19 protein-coding genes are annotated in these 21,476 nt (G+C 67.4%); 13 read left to right on the top strand and 6 right to left on the bottom strand.

The genetic code is table 11. The features are described from left to right. The first annotated feature begins 18 nt into the window (after positions 1 to 18). The 6 genes from NP825_RS06890 to lexA all read left to right on the top strand — a co-directional run bounded on the left by NP825_RS06890 (position 19) and on the right by lexA (position 5,016). Positions 19 to 609, top strand: a complete 591-nt coding sequence (locus NP825_RS06890) for an aminodeoxychorismate/anthranilate synthase component II (protein ID WP_257549743.1) — start codon at positions 19 to 21, stop codon at positions 607 to 609. Beyond that, on the top strand, positions 606 to 1,604 hold the full coding sequence (gene trpD, locus NP825_RS06885) for an anthranilate phosphoribosyltransferase (protein WP_257549741.1): 999 nt from the start codon (positions 606 to 608) through the stop codon (positions 1,602 to 1,604). Before NP825_RS06890 ends, trpD begins: the two co-directional genes overlap by 4 nt. Beyond that, positions 1,601 to 2,386 (top strand): indole-3-glycerol phosphate synthase TrpC, encoded by a 786-nt coding sequence (gene trpC, locus NP825_RS06880; protein WP_257549739.1) that lies wholly within the window; start codon positions 1,601 to 1,603, stop codon positions 2,384 to 2,386. The genes trpD and trpC overlap by 4 nt, the downstream gene beginning before the upstream one ends. Positions 2,387 to 2,597: 211 nt before the next feature. After that, positions 2,598 to 3,071, top strand: coding sequence for a cyclic pyranopterin monophosphate synthase MoaC (gene moaC, locus NP825_RS06875; RefSeq protein ID WP_257549737.1), 474 nt, complete (start codon positions 2,598 to 2,600; stop codon positions 3,069 to 3,071). After that, positions 3,068 to 4,255: a molybdopterin molybdotransferase MoeA gene (locus NP825_RS06870; RefSeq protein WP_257549735.1), complete on the top strand. Its 1,188-nt coding sequence runs from the start codon at positions 3,068 to 3,070 to the stop codon at positions 4,253 to 4,255. Before moaC ends, NP825_RS06870 begins: the two co-directional genes overlap by 4 nt. Before the next feature lie 77 nt (positions 4,256 to 4,332). Next, entirely contained in the window at positions 4,333 to 5,016 is a 684-nt protein-coding gene (gene lexA, locus NP825_RS06865) for a transcriptional repressor LexA (RefSeq protein WP_257549733.1), read from the top strand. Here the strand turns inward: lexA and NP825_RS06860 are convergent. Beyond that, positions 4,970 to 7,099, bottom strand: coding sequence for a ComEC/Rec2 family competence protein (locus NP825_RS06860; protein ID WP_257549731.1), 2,130 nt, complete (start codon positions 7,097 to 7,099; stop codon positions 4,970 to 4,972). The two genes, lexA and NP825_RS06860, sit on opposite strands and share 47 nt — an antisense overlap. A gap of 98 nt (positions 7,100 to 7,197) precedes the next feature. Here NP825_RS06860 and gltX point away from each other — a divergent pair, with 98 nt between their 5' ends. Together gltX and NP825_RS06850 are read left to right on the top strand one after the other, a co-directional pair. Further along, positions 7,198 to 8,664: a glutamate--tRNA ligase gene (gene gltX, locus NP825_RS06855; RefSeq protein ID WP_257549729.1), complete on the top strand. Its 1,467-nt coding sequence runs from the start codon at positions 7,198 to 7,200 to the stop codon at positions 8,662 to 8,664. 39 nt (positions 8,665 to 8,703) lie between these two features. Beyond that, a complete protein-coding gene (locus tag NP825_RS06850; RefSeq protein ID WP_257549727.1) occupies positions 8,704 to 9,987 on the top strand; it encodes a citrate synthase in 1,284 nt (427 codons plus the stop codon). 222 nt (positions 9,988 to 10,209) lie between these two features. On the opposite strand, the gene NP825_RS06845 is transcribed toward NP825_RS06850, so the two are convergent. Genes NP825_RS06845 through NP825_RS06835 form a run of 3 tightly spaced genes read right to left on the bottom strand, consistent with a single transcriptional unit; the run spans position 10,210 to position 13,751 of the window. Continuing rightward, positions 10,210 to 11,589, bottom strand: a complete 1,380-nt coding sequence (locus NP825_RS06845; protein WP_257549725.1) for a sensor histidine kinase KdpD — start codon at positions 11,587 to 11,589, stop codon at positions 10,210 to 10,212. Continuing rightward, the gene (locus tag NP825_RS06840; protein ID WP_257549723.1) at positions 11,586 to 12,479 is read right to left on the bottom strand and encodes a hypothetical protein; all 894 of its coding nucleotides are present in this window, start codon (positions 12,477 to 12,479) and stop codon (positions 11,586 to 11,588) included. Before NP825_RS06840 ends, NP825_RS06845 begins: the two co-directional genes overlap by 4 nt. A 57-nt stretch (positions 12,480 to 12,536) precedes the next feature. Further along, a complete protein-coding gene (locus NP825_RS06835; protein ID WP_257549721.1) occupies positions 12,537 to 13,751 on the bottom strand; it encodes a hypothetical protein in 1,215 nt (404 codons plus the stop codon). Positions 13,752 to 14,054: 303 nt separating this feature from the next. On the opposite strand from NP825_RS06835, the gene gyrA reads away from it, so the two are divergent. The 4 genes from gyrA (at position 14,055) to NP825_RS06815 (ending at position 18,553) form a co-directional block, all read left to right on the top strand. Next, positions 14,055 to 16,718 carry a DNA gyrase subunit A gene (gene gyrA, locus NP825_RS06830; RefSeq protein ID WP_374046559.1) on the top strand — a complete coding sequence of 888 codons (2,664 nt, stop codon included), beginning with the start codon at positions 14,055 to 14,057 and terminating at the stop codon, positions 16,716 to 16,718. Continuing rightward, positions 16,715 to 17,023 (top strand): DUF952 domain-containing protein, encoded by a 309-nt coding sequence (locus tag NP825_RS06825; protein ID WP_257549717.1) that lies wholly within the window; start codon positions 16,715 to 16,717, stop codon positions 17,021 to 17,023. The genes gyrA and NP825_RS06825 overlap by 4 nt, the downstream gene beginning before the upstream one ends. A 74-nt stretch (positions 17,024 to 17,097) precedes the next feature. Next, positions 17,098 to 17,940, top strand: a complete 843-nt coding sequence (locus NP825_RS06820) for a TauD/TfdA family dioxygenase (RefSeq protein ID WP_257549715.1) — start codon at positions 17,098 to 17,100, stop codon at positions 17,938 to 17,940. A gap of 91 nt (positions 17,941 to 18,031) precedes the next feature. After that, positions 18,032 to 18,553, top strand: a complete 522-nt coding sequence (locus tag NP825_RS06815) for a hypothetical protein (protein WP_257549713.1) — start codon at positions 18,032 to 18,034, stop codon at positions 18,551 to 18,553. A gap of 9 nt (positions 18,554 to 18,562) precedes the next feature. On the opposite strand, the gene NP825_RS06810 is transcribed toward NP825_RS06815, so the two are convergent. Then, positions 18,563 to 19,234, bottom strand: a complete 672-nt coding sequence (locus tag NP825_RS06810; RefSeq protein WP_257549710.1) for a lysoplasmalogenase — start codon at positions 19,232 to 19,234, stop codon at positions 18,563 to 18,565. Between the two features lie 217 nt (positions 19,235 to 19,451). On the opposite strand from NP825_RS06810, the gene trmFO reads away from it, so the two are divergent. Next, a complete protein-coding gene (trmFO, locus tag NP825_RS06805; RefSeq protein ID WP_257549708.1) occupies positions 19,452 to 20,789 on the top strand; it encodes a methylenetetrahydrofolate--tRNA-(uracil(54)-C(5))-methyltransferase (FADH(2)-oxidizing) TrmFO in 1,338 nt (445 codons plus the stop codon). 188 nt (positions 20,790 to 20,977) lie between these two features. On the opposite strand, the gene NP825_RS06800 is transcribed toward trmFO, so the two are convergent. Next, positions 20,978 to 21,445, bottom strand: a complete 468-nt coding sequence (locus tag NP825_RS06800; RefSeq protein ID WP_257549706.1) for an EF-hand domain-containing protein — start codon at positions 21,443 to 21,445, stop codon at positions 20,978 to 20,980. Between the last annotated feature and the right edge of the window lie 31 nt (positions 21,446 to 21,476).

Below are 21,476 nucleotides of genomic sequence, written 5' to 3'. Positions count from 1 at the left end.
AACCGTTAGGGCGCCGCCATGATCCTCGTCATCGACAATTATGACAGCTTCACCTTCAACCTCGTTCATTATCTGATCGAGCTCGGGACCGAGGTGCGCGTCGAGCGCAACGACGCGCTGACCGCGTCGCAGGCGCTCGCGACCGGGGCCGCGGCCTTCCTCATCTCGCCCGGCCCCTGCACGCCCAACGAAGCCGGGATCAGCCTCGATCTCGTCGCCGCCTGCGCCGATGCGGGCAAGCCATTGCTCGGCGTCTGCCTCGGTCATCAGGCGATCGGCCAGCATTTCGGCGGCACCGTCCAGCGCGGCCATCTGATGCACGGCAAGACCTCGCCGGTCTGCCATGACGGCACCGGCCTTTTCGCCGGCCTCCCCTCGCCGCTGACCGCGACGCGCTATCACAGCCTCGAAGTCGTCGACATTCCGGAATGTCTCGCGATCAATGCGACGAGCGACGACGGCGCGGTTATGGGCTTCCGCCATGTCGACCTGCCGATCCATGGCGTCCAGTTCCATCCCGAAAGCATCGCGACCGAGCACGGCCATGCGATGCTCGCCAATTTCCTGAAGATAGCAGGACTGCCGGTCGCGGCGCGGCGCGCGGCATGAGCCGTCTCGGCCCGCTCCCCGACCCCGCCGCGCTGCTGGGGCATGACGAAGCGGCCGCCGCGTTCGCGGCGATCCTCGACGGGGACGCGAGCGACGAACAGATCGCCGGCTTCCTGATCGCGCTCTCCGACCGCGGCGAGACGATGGTCGAGATCGCCGCCGCGGCGCAGGCGATGCGCGACCGGATGATTCCGATCGACGCCCCCGCAAACGCGATCGACGTCTGCGGCACCGGCGGCGACGGCCACCACACGCTCAACGTCTCAACCGCGGTCGCGATCGTTGTCGCAGCATGCGAGGTTCCGGTCGCAAAGCACGGAAATCGCGCAGCTTCATCGAAATCGGGCGCCGCCGATACGCTGGAGGCGCTCGGCCTCGACATGGAGCGTGCCGGGACGATGGCCGAGGCGCAGCTCGCCGACCTCGGCATCTGCTTCCTCTTCGCCGCGAACCACCATCCCGCGATGAAGCGCATCCAGCCGATCCGCAAGGCGATCGGACAGCGCACGATCTTCAACCTGATGGGCCCGCTCGCCAACCCCGCGCGCGTTTCGCGCCAGCTCGTCGGCATCGCGCGTCCCGCCTATGTCGCCGTCTATGCCGAGGCGCTGCACCGGCTCGGCACCGATCATTCGCGCGTGATTTCGGGCGACGAAGGGCTCGACGAACTGTCGCTTGCGGGCGGCAACGAGGTCGCGGTCGTCACCCGCGAGGGCGTGCGGATGCAGCGCAGCACTGCCGCCGACGCGGGGCTTCCCAGCCACCCGATCACCGCCATCCGCGGCGGCGACGCAGCGACGAACGCGGCGGCGCTCCGCGCGCTGCTGCTGGGCGAGCCCGGCGCCTATCGCGACGCGGTCCTCTACAACGCCGCCGAAGCGCTGGTCGTCGCCGGCGCCGCCGAAACGCTCGCGGACGGCGTCGAGGAAGCTACCGAGGCGATCGACAAGGGCCTCGCCAACGCCCTGCTCAACTGCTGGATCGCTTATAAATGAACAAGCTCACCGAAATCCTTGCCACCAAGGCGCAGGAGGTGGCGCAGCGCCGCCAGGCCTATTCGATCGCCGACCTCGACGGCATCGACGCCGGCGCCCCGCGCGGCTTTACGGCGGCGCTGCAGGCAAAGATCAGCGCGGGCGGCTTCGGCCTGATCGCCGAAATCAAGAAAGCTTCGCCATCCAAAGGATTGATAAGGAAAGATTTCAATCCCGCAGACCATGCCCGCGCCTATGCCGCGGGCGGCGCGGCCTGTCTGTCGGTGCTCACCGACGCGCCTTATTTTCAGGGGCATGAGGAATTTCTGATCGCGGCGCGCACCGCGTGCGACCTTCCGGTCCTCCGCAAGGATTTCATGATCGACCCGTGGCAGGTTGCCGAGGCGCGCTCGATCGGCGCCGACGCGATCCTGATCATCGTCGCCGCGCTCGACGACGGCGCGATGCGCGAGATCGAGGATGCGGCGATCGAGCGCGGCATGGACGTTCTCGTCGAAGTGCATGACGAGGCCGAACTCGACCGCGCGCTGGCCCAGCTTCGTTCGCGCCTGATCGGGGTCAACAACCGCGATCTGCGCACCTTCGAAACCGATCTTGCGGTAACCGAGCGGCTGGCGAAGCTGGTGCCGCCCGGCACGCTGCTCGTCGGCGAAAGCGGCATCGCCACCCATGCCGACTGCCACCGCCTCTCGCAAAGCGGCGTCCACGCCTTCCTCGTCGGCGAAAGCCTGATGCGCCAGCCTGATGTCGAGGCGGCGACAAAGGCGCTGCTGAACGGGTAAAACGCCATTTCCGCGTTGAGGTGGAGAGCCGCCCCTGCCCGCCTTCGTCATTCCCGCGAAAGCGGGAACCCAGAGTGGGGTCAGCTGACGCACGCTCTGGGTCCCCGCTTTCGCGGGGATGACGAAGTTAGGAGATGCCGGGCGGCCGCTTCCGGTCGAAAATCGCCATCTTCCCTTGCCTTTCTTACGCTGCGTTGCTTCGCTCGCCCCGATGACCAGCAAACCGACTCACCTCGACGACAGCGGCGCCGCGCATATGGTCGATGTCGGCGCCAAGCCCGCCACCCGGCGCCGCGCCGTCGCGGGCGGCCGCATCGCGATGTCAGCCGAGGCACTGGCCGCGATCCGCAGCGGCAACGCGCCCAAGGGCGACGTCCTCTCGACCGCGCGCATCGCGGGCATCATGGCCGCGAAACGCACGTCCGACCTGATCCCGCTCTGCCACCCGCTCGCCCTGACCAAGGTTTCGGTCGAATTCGATTGGGAGGAGACCGGCGTTTCGGTCCGCGCCACGGCCGAAACGACCGGGCCGACCGGGGTCGAGATGGAGGCGCTCACCGCCGCCTCGGTCGCGCTGCTGACGCTCTACGACATGGCGAAGGCGCTCGACCGCGCGATGATCCTCAGCGATATCCGTCTGCTCGAAAAGAGCGGCGGCCGCTCGGGCGACTGGCGCGCCGCATGAGCGGCCTGCTTCCCGTCGAGGAAGCGCAGGCACGCCTGTTCGCACTGCGCCCGCCACTCGCGCCGGAAACTATCGCTTTTTCGGAAGCGCTTGGCCGCTATCTCTCACAGAACATCGCGGCAGAACGCGACCAGCCCGCGGCGGCGCTGTCGGCGATGGACGGCTATGCAATCCGCTTCGACGATCTTCCCGGCCCCTGGCGCATCGTCGGCGAAGTCGCCGCAGGCGCCGCGCCGTCCGCACCGCTCGGCGCGGGCGAGGCGGCGCGCATCTTCACCGGCGCCATGCTTCCCGATGGCGCCGACACTATCCTCATCCAGGAAAATGCCGCCACCGAGGAGACAGTGCTCACTCTGACCGGCGATGCGCCCGCGCGCGGCCAGCATATTCGCCCCCGCGCGAGCGATTTCGCCGCGGGCGACCGACTCCTCGCCGCCGGAACGCGCCTGACCCCGGGCGCGCTCGCTGCCGCGATCATGGGCGGCGCGGCGCAGCTTGCGGTCGGTGCGCGCCCGCGCGTCGCGATCATGACCACCGGGGACGAGCTGGTGCAGCCGGGCCGTGCGCTCGCCCCCGGCCAGATTCCCGACAGCAACGGCCCGATGCTCGCGGCGCTGCTCGCGCGCGAACCCGCAGATACCGGTCTGCCGCTGCACATGCGCGATGACCGGACGATGATTGCGAATATTCTCAAGGATCTGGCGCGACGTCACGACGTCATCGTTACCGTCGGCGGCGCGTCGGTCGGCGATCACGATCATGTTCGCGGCGCGCTCGATGATGCGGGCGGGCGCGTCGATTTCTGGAAAATCGCGATGAAGCCGGGCAAGCCGCTGATCGCCGGCCAAATCGGCGACGCGTTGCTGCTCGGCCTGCCCGGCAATCCGTCCTCCGCCTTCGTCACCGCGACCCTGTTCCTACTCCCGCTCGTCCGCCATCTTGCAGGCGCGCGCAACCCACTGCCCGAAATCCGGCAAGCGCCGCTCGCGGCCGCGCTCGGTCCCGGCAGCACGCGGCGCGACTATCTGCGCGCGCGCCGCGACGGCGAGCGCCTCATGCTGTTCGACGGGCAGGACAGCGGCCGCACCTTTCCGCTCGCCGACGCCGATGCGCTCGTGATCCGCGAGATCGGCGCCCCCACCAAAGCCGCTGGCGAACTGGCCGATTATATCGACATCGCTTGACAAGTTCCGATTTGTTCCACTATCGTTCTCCCTATGTCCGGCGCCCGGTCCATTCGGGGCATCATGGAGAACAAGCGATGTTGACCGCCAAGCAGCATGAACTGCTCCACTTCATCCAGCAGCGCCTCGACGCGAGCGGCATTTCGCCGTCGTTCGAGGAGATGAAGGAAGCGCTCGGCCTCAAGTCGAAATCGGGTATCCATCGCCTGATAAGCGCTTTGGAAGAAAGGGGTTTTCTCCGCCGCCTCCCCAACCGCGCTCGCGCGCTGGAGGTGCTCAAGGCCCCCGAAGGCGCCAAGGCTCCCGTCGTAAGCGAGCGCGACAATATCGTCCCGCTGCGCAAGCCCGCCCCCGCGCTGCGCCCGATCGCCGCGAACGACATCATCGAGGTGCCGCTGCACGGCAAGATCGCTGCGGGCGTACCGATCGAGGCGTTCGAGGATCATAACCAGCTCGCGGTTCCCGCTGCGCTGCTCGGCGCGGGCGAGCATTATGCGCTCGAAGTGTCGGGCGACTCGATGGTCGAGGCGGGAATCTTCGACGGCGATTATGCGCTGATCCAGAAGGCCGACACCGCGCGCGAGGGTGACATCGTGGTCGCGCTGGTCGACGGGCAGGATGCGACGCTCAAATATTTCCGCCGCGAGGGCAAGATGATCCGGCTCGACCCCGCCAACAGCGCCTATGAGCCGCAGCGCTACGAGGCCGGGCGCGTCATGGTGCAAGGGCGTCTTTCGGGACTGCTTCGTCGTTACCACTGAGCTGGTCGGGGCGGCGCCACGGATGCTCATCGCCAGCGCGTAGCGCGGCGGCGACTCGCGGCCTGCTCCCCAGGTAGATCGCCAGCCCACCGCTTTGCGCCAGGCTGTCGCGATCGATCGTCAGCCAGCGCCCGATGCATTCGCGCGGCAGCCAGCGATCGCTGATCACGACATCGGCCGCGGCGCAGGCGGCCGCCATATCGGCCCCTTCGATCCGATCGCGTCCGCGCGAGGCGAGGATGACGCGTTGCACGCCGTCGGCGCCCTGATGCCAGCGACAGAAATCGGCGTTGCATTCGACATGGTCGAGATCGGCGAGCGCGCTCAGCGGCACGTCGATCCCCGCCGCCTCGCTCATCGCATCCCGCACGAAATCGCCCGCACGATCACGCAGCAGCGCATAGCTGCCGCCGGGCACGGCCGCCGCGATGTTGCGCCCGTCGCCGGTGACGAGCAGATCGGGGCGCGGCTGCGCGAGCAATGCCGCGATGCCGATCGCCAGCGGCCCCGCCCCCATCCAGCGCCATCGCGTCCGCCAGATCAGGATCCACAGCCCGCCGCCGACCGTCAGCGCGAAACCCCAGCGCGGAAAGCTCGGCAGCGTCGCGACCGCCCCCGGCGTGTCGGCGACCGCGTGCGCAAGCGCGATGAGCAGGCGCAGCGCATGATCGGCGACCCACCAGAAGGGCGCACCGAGGCCGACGCTATCGAACAGCAGCCCCGCCGCCTCCATCGGCATGATCACGAAGGTGGTCAGTGGAATCGCGACGACATTGGCGAGCGCGCCGTAAAGCCCCGCCTTGTGGAAATGAAACAGCGCGATCGGCGCCAGCGCGAGTTCGACCACCAGCCCGGTGATCAGCAACCCCGCCAACGCCCGCCCCCATCGCAGCGGCAGAACCTCGTCGCGGCGCGCGAGGAAGCGCTGCATCGCCGGGCTTTCATGAAGTGCGACGAGCGCAGTCACCGCCGCGAAGCTGAGCTGAAAACTCGGCCCCGCGAGCGATTCGGGACGCCACAGCAGCACGATCAGCGCGCCTGCCGCCACAAGCCGCAACGTCAACGCCTCGCGCCCCATCAGAAAAGCGACGAGGACGAGCAGCGCCGCGATCAGCGACCGCAACGTCGGCACTTCGGCCCCCGCCAGCCACGTATAGCCCGCCCCCGCAAGCGCGCCGGCGGCAGCGGCGATCGGCAGCACATATCCCGCCAGCGCCAACCGCCGGCTCAGCGCGAACAGCCGCATCGCGACGAGCATCGCAAAGCCGATCACAGCGGTCACATGCAGCCCGCTGATCGACAGCAGGTGCGCCAACCCTGCGCGGCGCATCGCCTCGTCATCCTCGGGCGATATCGCACCGCGATCGCCGGTGACCAGCGCCGCCGCGATCCCGCCCGGCGATCCTGCGACCTGTTCGTGGATATGCGCGCTCAGCCGCGCGCGCAGCGGCTGACTCCCGCTCCGCTCTCCGGGCGACCGCGCGACATCGCCGAGCACCGTCCCGACCGCGCCGATCCGGTCGAACCACGCCCGCTGCGCAAAATCATATCCACCCGGCAGGCTCGCGGTCGGAGGCGGCATCAGCCGCGCGCGGAGCCCGATGAATTCGCCCGGCGCGATGCTGCCGCCATCGCCGCGAAGCGTCAGCCGGACGCGTGGCGGCAGATCGGGGCGACCGAGCGGACGGACGATTAACCGCACCTGCTCGCGCGCAGGCTGCGGCTCGACCGCTTCGACCTCAGCCGAAAAGGCGGTCACCGCGGGCTGCGCCAGCACCGGCGCCGCGACCCATGCCGCGCGCGCCCAGATCAGCAGCAGTCCCGCCGCCATCACCGCAGAGCCGACCGCTGCGATGCGACCCAGCCGCCGCTGCCATCCGGCCAAAGCCCCGACAAGCGCTCCTGCGGTGAGCAGGAAAAGCAACCCGATCCACTGCATCATCGTCGGCAAGGCGAACCAGGCGGCGATCCCGGCACCGAGCGCGACCGGAAGCCAGAGCCCGATCCGCTCGCGCTCGACATCGAGCCATGCCTCGGCGCGCTCCGGAAGCCCACGGAGGACCGTAATCCCGTGCGCGAACATGGGCGTTTGAAGCGACCTTGCCGCCATGCTAGGGGCTGCCCCGATCCTCCGTCCCGATCCCCCTGACCGGAACGGCAAATTGAGTGAAAGAGGCCGCAGTGGCAACCGAAAACCCGACCAATCTGGCAGAAGCGACCCCCGAGGCAACGGGCGCCGACGTGGTGACGCGCTTCGCCCCCTCCCCGACCGGATATCTGCACATCGGCGGCGCGCGCACCGCGCTGTTCAACTGGCTGTTCGCGCGCCACCATGGCGGCAAGTTCCTGCTTCGCATCGAGGATACCGATCGCGCGCGCTCGACCGACGCCGCAATCGACGCGATTCTCGACGGGATGAAATGGCTCGATCTCGATTGGGACGGCGATGCCGTCTTCCAGTTCGCGCGCGCACCGCGCCACGCCGAGGTCGCGCACGACCTGCTCGCCAGAGGGCAGGCCTATCGCTGCTACCTGACGCAGGACGAACTTGCGGCGATGCGCGCCGAAGCGCAGGAAAAGCGCGTCCCCTTCCGCGTCCGCAGCCCGTGGCGCGACCGCAACGACGGCGACCCCGCGGCCCCGCACGTCATCCGCCTGCGCGCGCCGCAGGACGGCGAAGTCACGATCCGCGACCGCGTGCAGGGCGACGTTACCGTCCAGAATGCCGAACTCGACGATTTCATCCTGCTGCGCAGCGACGGCACGCCGACCTATATGCTCAGCGTCGTCGTCGACGACAATGACATGGGGATCACCCACGTCATCCGCGGCGACGACCATCTCAACAACGCCTTCCGGCAACTTGCGCTGATCCGCGCGATGGAATGGCGCGAGCCCGTCTATGCGCATGTCCCGCTGATCCACGGCGCCGATGGCGCGAAGCTGTCGAAGCGCCACGGCGCGCTCGGCGTCGATGCCTATCGCGACGAGATGGGCTATCTGCCCGAAGCGGTGAATAATTATCTCCTCCGCCTCGGCTGGGGGCACGGCGATGCAGAGATCATCAGTCGCGAGCAGGCGGTCGAATGGTTCGACCTCGATCATGTCGGCCGCTCGCCCTCGCGCTTCGATTTCAAGAAGCTCGAAAATCTCAACGGCCATTACATTCGCGAAGCCGATGACGCCCGCCTCGCCAATCTCGTCGCCCCGCGCGTCGAAAAGTGCGTCGGCCGCGCGCTGGGCGATGCCGAACGCGATCTGCTGGTGCGCGCGATGGAGTCGCTGAAACCCCGCGCCAAGACGCTGGACGAGATCGCCGAAGGTGCGACCTTCCTTTTCGAGGCGCTGCCGCTCGCGGTGGACGAAAAGGCCGCGCAGGTGCTAAGGGACGCGCCGGAGGGAGTGCTCGCCGGCGTCACCGACAAGCTGCGCGGGCTGAACGACTGGAATGCGGAGGATATCGAGGCCGCGGTTCGCGAGACGAGCGAGTCGGCGGGAATCGGGCTCGGCAAACTCGCGCAGCCGCTGCGCGCCGCGCTGACCGGACGCACGGTATCTCCGGGAATTTTCGACGTGTTGCTGCTGCTCGGCCGCGATGCGAGCCTGGCGCGACTTGACGCAGCGCAATATTATCCGGCAGGGGCGTAGCCGCAACGTCTCCCGCCCTAAACCTTCAGGGGAAAGAAAATGACCGATATCGCAAAAATCACCCTGGGCGACACCACCGTCGAAAATCCGGTGCTCAAGGGCACGGTCGGCCCCGATGTCGTCGATATCCGCAAATTCTACGCCCAGACCGGCGCCTTCACCTACGATCCCGGCTTCACCTCGACCGCGAGTTGTGAATCGGCGATCACCTATATCGACGGCGACGAAGGCGTGCTGCTGCACCGTGGCTATGCGATCGGCGACCTCGCCGAACATTCGACCTTCATGGAAACCTGCTACCTGCTGCTCAACGGCGAATTGCCGAACGCGCAGGAACTTGCGGATTTCGACAACACCATCACCCGCCACACGATGCTGCACGAACAGCTCGCGACCTTCTATCGCGGCTTCCGCCGCGACGCGCATCCGATGGCGATCATGTGCGGCGTCGTCGGCGCGCTCAGCGCCTTCTACCATGATTCGACCGAGATCCACGATCCGCATCAGCGCATGATCGCCAGCCATCGGCTGATCGCGAAGATGCCGACGATCGCGGCGATGGCGTATAAATATTCGGTCGGCCAGCCGTTCGTCTATCCGCGCAACGACCTCGGCTACACGCATAATTTCCTGCGCATGACCTTCGGCGTTCCCGCCGAGGAATATGAGGTCGATCCGGCGGTGGTCCGCGCGCTCGACCGCATCTTCATCCTCCACGCCGATCACGAGCAGAATGCCTCGACCTCGACCGTCCGCCTCGCGGGCTCGTCGGGTGCCAATCCCTTCGCGTGCATCGCGGCGGGCATCGCCTGCCTCTGGGGCCCCGCGCACGGCGGCGCGAACGAAGCCGCGCTCAACATGCTGCGCGAAATCGGCCGTCCGGAGCGGATTCCCGAATATATCGCCCGCGCCAAGGACAAGGACGATCCGTTCCGCCTGATGGGCTTCGGCCACCGCGTCTACAAGAATTACGACCCGCGCGCGACGGTGATGCAGAAGACGGTGCGCGAGGTGTTCGACGCGCTCAAGGTCAACGACCCGGTGTTCGAAGTTGCGCTGCAGCTCGAGGAAATGGCGCTGAACGACCCCTATTTCATCGAGAAGAAGCTGTTCCCGAACGTCGATTTCTACTCGGGGGTGATCCTCTCGGCGATCGGCTTCCCGACGACGATGTTCACGGCGCTCTTCGCGCTTGCCCGCACCGTCGGTTGGGTCGCCCAATGGAACGAAATGATTTCGGATCCCGCGCAAAAGATCGGCCGTCCGCGCCAGCTCTACACCGGCCCGACGCAGCGCCCGTTCGTGCCCGTCGACAAGCGGTAAGCACTCGCGAGAAATCGAAAACAGGAAAAGGGGCCGTTCCACGGCCCCTTTTTTGCGTAAGGCTGGTTGCGATCGATTGCGGACGCCCGGCCCTCTCCTAACTTTGTCATCCCCGCGAAAGCGGGGACCCAGAGCGTGCGTCGGCTGACCCCACACTGGGTTCCCGCTTTCGCGGGAATGACGAAGGTGGGCAGGGGCAGTTCCTCACCCCAAACCTGTCCGCTACCCCACATCCCGCGCCGGCAGGCTCAGCGTGAACCGCGCCCCCTGCCCCGGCGCGCTTTCGACCGTCAGGTCGCCGTCCATCGCGCGCGCCAGCCGGCGGGCGATATAGAGGCCGAGGCCCGATCCCCCGCTGTCGGTACGACCGAGCCGTTCGAACTTCTCGAACACCACCGCCTGCTGCTCGCCCGAAATCCCCTGTCCCTGGTCGGCGACGGTGACCATCGCGCGGTCGCCCTCGCGGTCGACGCGAATCCAGATTTGCGAGTTTTCGGGCGAATAGCGGATCGCATTGCCGAGCAGGTTGAGCAGCACCTGCAAGACGCGGCGAAACTCGCCCGTTGCGGGCATCTTGTCGTCGACCTTCGGCGCGTCGATGCGAATGCGCTTTTCCTCGGCCTTCATGCCGAGAAGTCCGACCGCGCGGCGCGCCAGGTCGCCAAGGTCGATCTCGTCGGCCGCCGCCTTGAAGCCGGGTCGCTCGATATTCTGCAAATCGGCGAGATCGTCGACCAGCCCGAGGAGATGGCGTCCGGCGTGCGCGATGTCACCGGCATAGCGCGCATAATCGGCGCGGATCGGCCCGTCGAACTGGCCGTGGATCGTCTCGGCGGTGGCGATGATGCGGCTCAATGGCCCACGCAGCGCGCCGTCGATCCGCCGCCCGAATTGCGGGTCCGACAGCGGCAGCGACCCGAAGGCCGGGTCGGCAAGTGTCGCGGTGGCGCTGCTCGTGCTCGCCGCGCCCTCGCGCTCGACATCGGCCTCGCCGCGAAAGCCGGTAAAACGCCCGGTCGCATCGAAAATCGGGGCGGCGGCGAGCGTCATCGCGACCCGCCCCGCCGAACCGTCGGCGCGGACGCGCTGTCCCTCGAAACGCGATTGGCTCGCGAGCGCGCGCAGCACCGGAAACCGCCCCTGCTCGTCGGGCTGCAACTCGAACAGCTCGGACAGCGACCGGCCCTCCCAATCCACGGGAACAAGCGGCGCATCGGCCCCGCCCTGCAGGGCGATCATCCGCAGTTGCTGGTCGCATTCCCACGTCCATCCGTGCAGCGGCGGGACCGCATCGGCGGTCGCCGCTTGCGGCATCGTCATTGCGCCGGCGCGCCAGTCACTGATTTCCAGACTGGCGCCGTCGCCGTCGGGCAGGACGCGGACGAGCGCATGAATGTCGCTATGATCGTCGGCGGCATAAAGCGGCCGCGAAAGGTCGCGCTGCAGCCGCTGTGCCAGCGCGACGAGCCGCGCGAGGTGCGGCAGCGCGAGCGGCTTGCCGATCCCGGCGCCCGCGCGTTGCTGGAGCCGCAAAAGCGGCGCATCGGCGCTGATCAGCGCACCGGCGCGGTCGATCCGCCCACGGATGATGCGCTCGCTCATTGGCCCGCCTCTCCCCCGGCGCGCGACGGAAGCGCGGCAAGCGACGCCTCGAGCGGCGCGAGCGCGGCCCGGTCGAGCCGCAGCGGGGCGAGCAGGGTCGGCAACGCCGCCGGTGCCGCGCTGAGCAGCTCAAACGCCATATCGGCATAGGGCCGGCGATGTTCGCAGGCCGCCAGTGCGATCAACGCGGGCCAGTCGTGCCCCGCGATCGCCGTCACCGCTGCCGCCGCGACATCCGCAGCGGTCGCCAGCGACGCATGATAGGCCCGCGCCGCGCGGTCGATCCCCGCAGCCGGTGAATGCCGGTCGAGCGCGCGCTGCACGAAATCATCGGGGTCGAACGCCGACGCGCCGTCCTTGCCCGGCTGGAGCACGCGCCACGCCGCAATGTCGCCAAGCAGCGCGCGGAGCAGGTCGGGGTCGGTATCGGCCGGCGCGATGCGTGGATGGCCGCGCGCGTCGAAGCGCCGCCGGTCGGCGATCTGAAGCGCCAGATAGGCGCGGTCGACCTCGGGCGCCACTTCGGGTGCGGTCGTCGCCGCGGCGGCTTCGTCGGTCTCGTCAGTCGCGGGCGCGATTGCCCGTATCGCCGAATGCTCGCGCCAGCGATGCTCCTCGGCGCGGGCATAGCAGGCCGTTGCCAGCCGCGCCGCGGTCGGCAATCCGCCCTCGAGCCAGTCGTGCCACAGCATCGCGACATCGATCGCGTCTCCCGGCATCTGCGCCGCATCGGCAACCAGCCGCCGCGCGATGCCCAGCGACAGCGCGCGCTGCTCCTCGGTCAGCCGCCCGGCCATCGGCGCCGCCAGGAAACCGGCGAGTTCGCGCAGGCGCGCCGACAGCATCGGCGACGGCAATTCGATGCCGGGCGGGGAAAGGGATTCGGCCATGCACGCCCGCGATAGCAGCCTATCGTTAATAGGCGTTAAACCTTGCAGCGCTTTGTTTTAGAGTGAATCCGGCCGCCGCGCGAGGCGGAGCCAGATCATGATCTGGAACAATGCCAGCAGCGGCAGCACCGCGAACATCAGCGTCGCGAAATCGAACAGCAGGGCCGGCACGAGCATCATCCACGCCTGGTCGGCGTCAGGAAGCAGCCAGTGAAAACGGCGCGTCTCGCCCACATCCTCGTACAGCCAGCGCGCGAGCAGGATCGTCGCCGCAAGGCAGGGCGCAAGCGCCGCCTCCGAAAAGCGCGGCATCAGATGGTCGGCCCCGCCCAGCGACAGCAGCCAGGGAAAGAGCCCCAGCAGCAGCCAGCCGAAGACGCGGATGACATGCCGTACCCGGTCCTGCGCCGCGCTTTCGGCGCGAAAAGCCGAAAGGAAACGCATCGCGGCGAGCCCCAGCCCGCCGAGCACCGCGACGATCGCTCCTGCGGCCGCCAGTCCGCTCGCCGCGAGCAACGCGACGCCGACCCATAAAATTCCTGTAGCATAAGGAAGATAGCGTGCAGTCTTTGCAGAACGCACAAGCAAGGGGCCGACCAATCGCACCAGCGGCATCATGATCGCCGAGCGGCCAAGCCCCATGCCGCCATATTCGACCTGCTGCAGGCTCGACTGTTCGATCAGCGCGGCGGTCGGACGGTCGGTGACGATCGCAATCTCGCCCTGCTCGAACAGCGCCGGCTCGCAATAGAGCCGCCGCGCGCCCGCCTGCACCGCCATCCGGAGCAAGGTCAGCATCATGTCCCATTCGCCGGGCATCGCCGCGAGTTCGGCCGCCATCGGCTGCGAGATCGACGCCAGCCCGCCCCAGCGCCGCGTCGCGTCGATCCGCTCGAACGCCTGCGTCAGCACCGTGTCGCCGGTGACGAGGATCGCGGGCGACCCAGGCTTGGCGATCGCCGCATAATGGGTGCCCCCGGCGCGCAGGCCATCGGCGACGAGAAGGATGCGGTCATCGCTCTCGACCAGCGCGACCAGATCGGCGGCGGCACGCACCGGCGTCACCTTCAGGCCGCGGCGCCGGATGCGGTCGCAAACGCCGAGCAGCTCCGCCGGCACCGCCGCGACCGCGACCGCGATATGCGTCACCCCGACATCGGCGAGCCGCGCCGCCTGCCGCTCGATCAGCGTCTCGCCCGCCACGGTGACGAGCGCGCGCAGCGACCCGTCGGGCAGCATTTCGCTCGCGCCGACGAGCGCGATCAGGGCCACCGGCGCCCCCCAGGCTGGCAGTTGGTCATCGCGCGCCAGCTTTAGGGGCGCGCGAAGGATTGGCAAGCCGCTTGTCGCGCATCATGACGTCACCCCGATACGCCGAACGCCGCGCGATTCCGATGCCCTCACAGGTGCAAAAAATCTGCCGAAAACCGACCGAATCGCTGGCATTCGCTGCCCCCATGGGCTAGGCAAAATCCATCTCCCGATAAGCAGAAAAAAGGCCGGGCTTTGACCGAAGAAAATCCGCATTTGCCGCCGTCGCCCGACGGCGTTTCGCCGATCAACATCGTCGACGAAATGAAGACCAGTTACCTCGATTATGCGATGAGCGTGATCGTCAGCCGCGCGCTCCCCGACGTGCGCGACGGCCTGAAGCCCGTCCACCGCCGCATCCTCTATGCGGCGCAGGAAGGCGGCTTCGTCCCCGGCCGTCCGTACAAGAAATCGGCGAAGATCGTCGGCGACGTGATGGGTAATTACCACCCGCACGGCGACAGCGCGATCTATGACGCGCTCGCGCGCATGACGCAGGACTGGTCGCTCCGCGTCCCGCTGATCGACGGTCAGGGCAATTTCGGCTCGATGGACCCCGATCCGCCGGCGTCGATGCGCTATACCGAAGCGCGCCTCGCCAAGACCGCGATGGTGCTGCTGAACGACCTCGACAAGGACACGGTCGACTTCCAGCCCAACTATGACGCGAGCCGCGAAGAGCCGACGGTGCTCCCGGCACGCTTCCCGAACCTGCTCGTCAACGGCGCGGGCGGCATCGCGGTCGGCATGGCGACCAATATTCCGCCTCACAACCTTGGCGAAGTCATCGACGCGACACTAGCAACGATCGACAACCCATTGATAAGCCTCGAAGATCTGATGGCGATCGTTCCCGGTCCGGACTTCCCGACCGGCGCGATGATGCTGGGTCAGGGCGGCGCGCGTAACGCCTATCTGACCGGCCGCGGCTCGATCATGATGCGCTCGACGCATGTGATCGAGGAAGGACGCAATGACCGCCAGTCGATCGTCCTGACCTCGATCCCCTTTCAGATCGGCAAATCGGGGCTGGTCGAGAAGATCGCCGAGGCCGCGCGCGACAAGCGCATCGAGGGCGTTGCCGACATCCGCGACGAATCGAACCGCGAGGGCGTTCGCGTCGTCATCGAGCTGAAGCGCGACGCGACCGCCGAGGTCGTGCTCAACCAGCTCTGGCGCCACACCCCCGCGCAGTCGAGCTTCCCCGCGAACATGCTCGCGATCCGTGGCGGCCGCCCCGAAATGCTCGGCCTCAAGGAGATTTTGACCTCCTTCATCGCCTTCCGCGAGGAGGTGATCACCCGCCGCTGCAAGTTCGAACTCGCGAAGGCGCGGGACCGCGCGCACATCTTGCTCGGTCTCGTCGTCGCGGTCTCGAACCTCGACGAGGTCGTCCGCATCATCCGCGGCTCGCCCTCGCCCGCCGCGGCGCGCGAAGCGTTGCTCGCCCGCGAATGGCCGATCGGCGAAATTGCGCCCTATATCCGCCTCGTCGAGGCGATCGAGGGCGAGATGGAGGAAAGCGCCACCTACCGCCTCTCCGAAATTCAGGTGAAGGCGATCCTCGACCTCCGCCTCCATCGCCTGACCGCGCTCGGCCGCGACGAAATCGGCAAGGAACTCGGTGAGTTGGCCACCGAAATTGAGGAACTGCTTTCGATCCTCGCCGACCGCGAAAAACTCTATGCGGTGATGCGCGAGGAACTGATCGCGGTGCGCGAGGAATTTGCGACGCCGCGCAAAACGCTCGTTGCCCCCGCCGCCGACGGCATCGATGACGAGGATCTGATCGAGCGCGAGGAGATGGTCGTCACCGTCACCCTCGACGGCTATATCAAGCGCACCCCCCTCGACACCTTCCGCGCCCAGCGCCGCGGCGGCAAGGGCCGCGCCGGGATGGCGACGAAGGACGAGGACGTCGTCACCGAACTCTTCGTCACCTCGACCCACACGCCGGTGCTCTTCTTCTCGACCGCGGGCAAGGTCTATCGCATGAAAGTGTGGCGCCTGCCCGAAGGCGGCCCGGCGACGCGCGGGCGCCCGATGATCAACCTGCTGCCGCTCGCGCAGGGCGAGACCATCTCCACCGTCCTACCGCTGCCCGAGGACGAGGGCGAATGGGGCAAGCTGCACGTCATGTTTGCAACCGCAAAGGGCAATGTGCGTCGTAACAGCATGGACGCCTTCACCAACGTTCCGTCGAACGGCAAGATCGCCATGAAATTCGAGGGCGAGGACGAGGATGATCGGCTGATCGGCGTCGCGCTGCTGGGCGAAAACGACGATGTCCTGCTCGCGACGCGGCAGGGCAAGGCGATCCGCTTTGCCGGCGATGATGTCCGCGAATTCCAGAGCCGCAACTCGACCGGCGTGCGCGGCATGCGCCTTGCGGCCGGCGACGAGGTGATCTCGCTGTCGATCCTCCATCGCGGCGGCATGCGCGATCAGGACGAGCGCGAGGATTATCTCCGCTTCGCCCCGTGGAAGGCCGAAAAGGAAGGCGCGCCCGATATGGACGCCGATCGCTTCGCCGAACTGGCGGGCCGCGAGCAGTTCATCCTGACCGTCTGCGCCAACGGCTATGGCAAGCTGTCGTCGGCCTATGAATATCGCCGCACCGGCCGCGGCGGCCAGGGGATCACCAACATCGACAATATCAGGCGCAACGGCTTGGTGGTGGCCAGCTTCCCCGCCACGCAGGCGCATCAGCTGATGCTCGTCACCGACCAGGCGAAGCTGATCCGTATGGGTCTCGACTCGTTGCGCGTCATCGGCCGCGGCTCGGCGGGCGTGCGCCTGTTCGACGTCGCCGACGGCGAGCATGTCGTCTCCGCCGCGCTGATCGAGGACAGCGACGAAGACGACACCGAGGGCGCCGCCGAAACGGAAGCTCCCGAGGCCCCCGCGACCGAGGCCCCGTCCGAGTGAACGTCGCGACGGCCTTCAAGGTGCTGACGCACCAGCAATGGGTCGATTTCGAACGCGAGCGCGTGTTCCGCGGGGCGCCGGTGGATATCGCCGACGGCTATATCCACCTGTCGACCGCCGAGCAGCTCGAAGCCACGCTGGCGAAGCATTTCGCAGGCCAGAATTGCCTAATGATCGCCGAGGTCGACCTTTCGCAATTCGGCGACGCGGTGCGCTGGGAAGAAGCGCGCGAGGGTGCGCCCTTCCCGCACCTCTATGGCGAGCTGCCGATGCATGCGGTGGTGGGGCTCAGCAAGCGGGATTGACCGTCGCCCCCGCGCTCGCGGGAGCGACGATTGGGCCGATTGACCTCTTCCGCCATCTGGCGCACCCTCCCCCCATGACGCTTACCATCACTCCTACCGGCGAGGCTTGCGGCGCCCGCATCGCCGGCGTCGATCTGACCCGGCCGCTCGCACCCGAAACCGTCGCCGAAATCCGCGCGGCGTGGCTCGATCATCACGTCCTCGTCTTCCCCGAACAGAAGATGAGCGACGATGATCTCGAGCGCTTCACCGGCTATTTCGGGGGCTTCGGCGACGATCCGTTCATCAAGCCGATCCCCGGCCGCGACCATATCATCGCAGTCAAGCGCCGCGCCGACGAGACCGCGCCGCTGTTCGCCGAAAACTGGCACAGCGACTGGAGCTTTCAGGACCGCCCGCCCGCGGGCACCTGTCTTTTCGGCATCACCATACCTCCCGTCGGCGGCAACACCGAATTTTCGAACCAGCACGCCGCGCTCGACGCGATGCCCGTGGATTTGCGCGCCCGCATCGAGGGATTGCAGGCCGTCCACAGCGCGCGCGGCGGCTACGCCCCCTCGGGCATGTACGGCACCAAGGATCAGGGCCGCAGCATGGACATCCGCTCGGGCGAGGAAGCGCTGGCGACCCGGCTTCATCCCTTTGTCCGCAAGCATCCCGAAACCGGCCGCGAAGGCCTGTTCGGCTGCGCGGGCTATATCATCGGCTTCGACGGGATGGATGATGCGGAGGCGATCCCGCTGATCGTCGAATTGCTCGAATGGCAGGGCCGCGAGGAATTTCGCTACAGCCACGAATGGGAGCCCGACATGCTCGTCATGTGGGATAATCGCTCGGTACTGCATCGCGCGACCGGCGGCTATGACGGGCACGACCGCCTGCTCCACCGCACGACGATCGCAGCGTGGGACGGATAGGCCGGTTTCCCTAAGACTGTGATCCGGGACATTGCAGCCCCCCGCCAGCCATGAGATGGATCTCACAGACCCATCCAGAGAAAGAATTGCGATGCGCCTTATTCTGCTGTCCGCCTTGCCCGTCGCGGCGCTCGTGACGGGAGGCGCGGCCCCGCAGCACGACCCCGCCCCCTTCGACGGCGCGTGGATGGCCTGCGAAACCTATCAGGGCGCAAATATCTGTTCCTATACGCTGACGGCACAGCGCGGCGACCGCGTGTGCGGCGTTCAGCGCGACTTCGCGACCAACGCATACTATACCCAGCGCTTCATCGCGACCGCAAAGGGCAGTCGCGCGCATATCGACCGGATTTGCGGCGACCCGGGGTCGGAGACCGACACCTATTGCGCCGGACAAGCGCCGCCGGACGCAGCAAAGGTCGGCTGGGGCACCTCGGACCAGACGCTCCAGACCTGCGGCAGCCGACTCCACAGCGTGAAGGATGGCGGCGACTTCAGTTGCGCCGGCGCCCGTCCTGATGCCGGGTTGCCCAAGGTGCGCACGCTGGACGGCGAAGGCCCCGAGCCCGAGGACGAGGCCTGGATGGCGTCCTGCCTGCGGGGTGAGGACTGAACCTGCGCCCTATCCGCGCGCTTCGCCGGACAGCGTCTTGACCACGCCCCACGCGATCAACGCCTGCCCCGCGAAATAGAGCGGCCAGACGAACCACATCGTCACATCCTTGCCGAGCGCCCCGCCCTCGCCCGCGAAGATGAACAGGTCGCTGGCAAGGAACATCATCGCGCCGATGCCGGTACGATAGCGCGGAAAGCGGCTCGCCCAGGCGGTTGCCGCCATCGCCGCGACGAGCGCGCTGTAACCGACCGCCGCGCCCATCTCGCCCGTCTCGCCATGCCGGGTCAGTGCCCAGGCGATCAGCATCGCCAGCGGCGCGACGGCGAAGACGAGCAGGCGCTGCGATCCGGTCAACGCGGGCCGCCGATAGCGCAGATACAGCGCGATGGCGACGAGGTGCCCGATCGCGAAAGCCGCCGCGCCCTGCATCAATCCGATCGCATCGAGCGCCCAATCGCCGAGCGCTCCGAAGCCGAGCACCGCGGCGATCATCCGCCCGTCGCCACTCCGCGCATTGACCGCCGCCCAGATCGCGAGCAGCGCGACCCCCGAGGTCTTCCACAGATGGATGGCGGCGCCGTCCCAATGCTGGTGCACCGCGACGAAAAAGCTGATGCCGCCGACCAGCGCCAGCCCCCACAGCCAGCGTGCGCGATCCCAATGCTGATCTTCGTTCATTATCCGCCCCTTTGCATCTTCCCGGCAATCCGCTTAGAGGGCGAGCGCCTTGGAATGAAGCCCGATCTTATCCATCCGTCATCCCGGCGAAGGCCGGGATCTCATCGGCGCCCTCGAACGCGATGGCGAGATCCCGGCCTTCGCCGGGATGACGACGGGGATTAGGGCAATCGTCCTTCAGTGCGCGGCGGATACCACCCAAGTCAACGGATAGAATATGGCAACCCACGACATTCACATCATCGGCGGCGGCCTCGCGGGCTCCGAAGCGGCTTGGCAACTCGCCGAAGCGGGCTATCGCGTGCGCCTGTCCGAAATGCGCGGAGGCGGCGACATGACTCCGGCGCATCAGGGCGACGCGCTCGCCGAGATGGTCTGCTCGAACAGCTTCCGCAGCGACGACGGCGACAGCAACGCGGTCGGCCTGCTCCACCGCGAGATGCGGTCGCTGGGCTCGATCATCATGCGCGAAGCCGACGCCACGAAAGTCCCCGCGGGCTCGGCGCTCGCGGTCGATCGCGACCTCTTCTCGGGCGGCGTCACACGGGCCTTGTCAGAGCATCCGAACGTCACCATCGTACGCGAGCGCGTCGATACGCTGCCGTCGGCGGGACTGACGATCGTTGCGACCGGCCCGCTGACCGCCGCCGGTCTCGCCGCGAGCATCGGCGCCGCAACCGGCAAGGACGCGCTCGCTTTCTTCGATGCCATCGCGCCGATCGTCTACCGCGACAGCATCGACATGGACGTCGCATGGATGGCGAGCCGCTGGGACAAGGTCGGCCCGATCGGCGACGGCAAGGATTATATCAACTGCCCGATGGACAAGGACCAGTATCACACCTTCGTCCAGGGACTGATCGACGGCGACAAGACCGACTTCAAGGATTGGGAAAAGGACACGCCCTATTTCGAAGGCTGCATGCCGATCGAAGTGATGGCCGAGCGCGGTGTCGAAACCCTGCGCTTCGGCCCGATGAAGGGCGTCGGCCTCGACAATCCGCGCACCGGGCGCTGGCCCTATGCTGTCGTCCAGCTTCGCCAGGACAATGCGCTCGGCACGCTGTGGAACATGGTCGGCTTTCAGACCAAGCTCAAGCATGGCGCGCAGGTCGAGCTATTCCGCACCATCCCCGGTCTGGAGAAGGCCGAATTCGCGCGGCTCGGCGGGCTCCACCGCAACAGTTTCATCCGCTCGCCCGAACTGCTCGACGGCCAACTTCGTCTCAAGTCGGCACCGCACATCCGCTTTGCCGGGCAGATCACCGGCTGCGAGGGCTATGTCGAAAGCGCCGCGATCGGCCTGATCGCCGCGCGCTTCGCCATCGCCGAACTGGGCGGTCGCGCCCTGCCCCCACCGCCGCCCGAAACCGCGCTCGGCGCCCTGCTCGGCCACATCACCGGCGGCGCGGACGCCGCGAGTTATCAGCCGATGAATGTCAATTTCGGCCTCTTCCCTCCGCTAGCCGAGGATGTGCGGAAAAAGGATCGGAAGCTCGGCTACACGCAGCGCGCCGGAACGGCGCTGGCGGAGTGGATGAAGCTGGCTGGGTAAAGAGAAGAAAGGGATTCACGCAGAGACGCGGAGGGGTCGAGCCGACAGGCTCTTCTATCTTTCTGATTTTGATCTCTCCGCGAGATCAACAAAGGCCGCTTCGCGGTCAGCACCACTTCTCCGCGGCTCAGCGGCTCCGCGGCTCCGCGCGAACCAAAAAATCTCTGCACCTCTGCGCGAGAATCTTTTCAACAACTGCACTTCGGCTTCAGGGCCCGCTTCGGCGCGGTCGTCGCGAATTCGGCGCGCGTCAGGTCGCCCGACTTGTCGGCGTCGGCCTTGGCGAAGCGCTCGCCCGTCGCGACGGCCCATTCCTCGAAGGTCAGCAGATTGTCGCCGTTCCTGTCGAGCTTGCGGAACGCCGCGGTGCGTGAGGACATCAATTCGACGCGGCTGATCCGGTCGTTACGGTCGCGGTCGAAGCGGTTGAAGCGCCGCTCCTCGCGCGAGGCTTCCTTCGCGGCGGGCAGCGCGGGCGGCGCCGGCCCGCGCTTCGGCGCATTGGCGCCCGCGACGGGAATGGCCGGCAGACCGGGCGGCGGCTCGGGAAGCACCTCCTCTTCGGCGATCTGGCTATGGCCTTTCCACAGGAAGACCCCGCCGGTGAGCAGAAGCGCGCTCGCCACGCCGCCGATCAAGAATCTGGAAATCGCCATCAGCCCCTCCCGCCGGATCGACTTGCTATCA

It is taken from the genome of Sphingopyxis sp. DBS4 (assembly GCF_024628865.1).
Lineage (GTDB): Bacteria > Pseudomonadota > Alphaproteobacteria > Sphingomonadales > Sphingomonadaceae > Sphingopyxis.
This window is presented reverse-complemented; position numbering and strand designations above follow the sequence as displayed.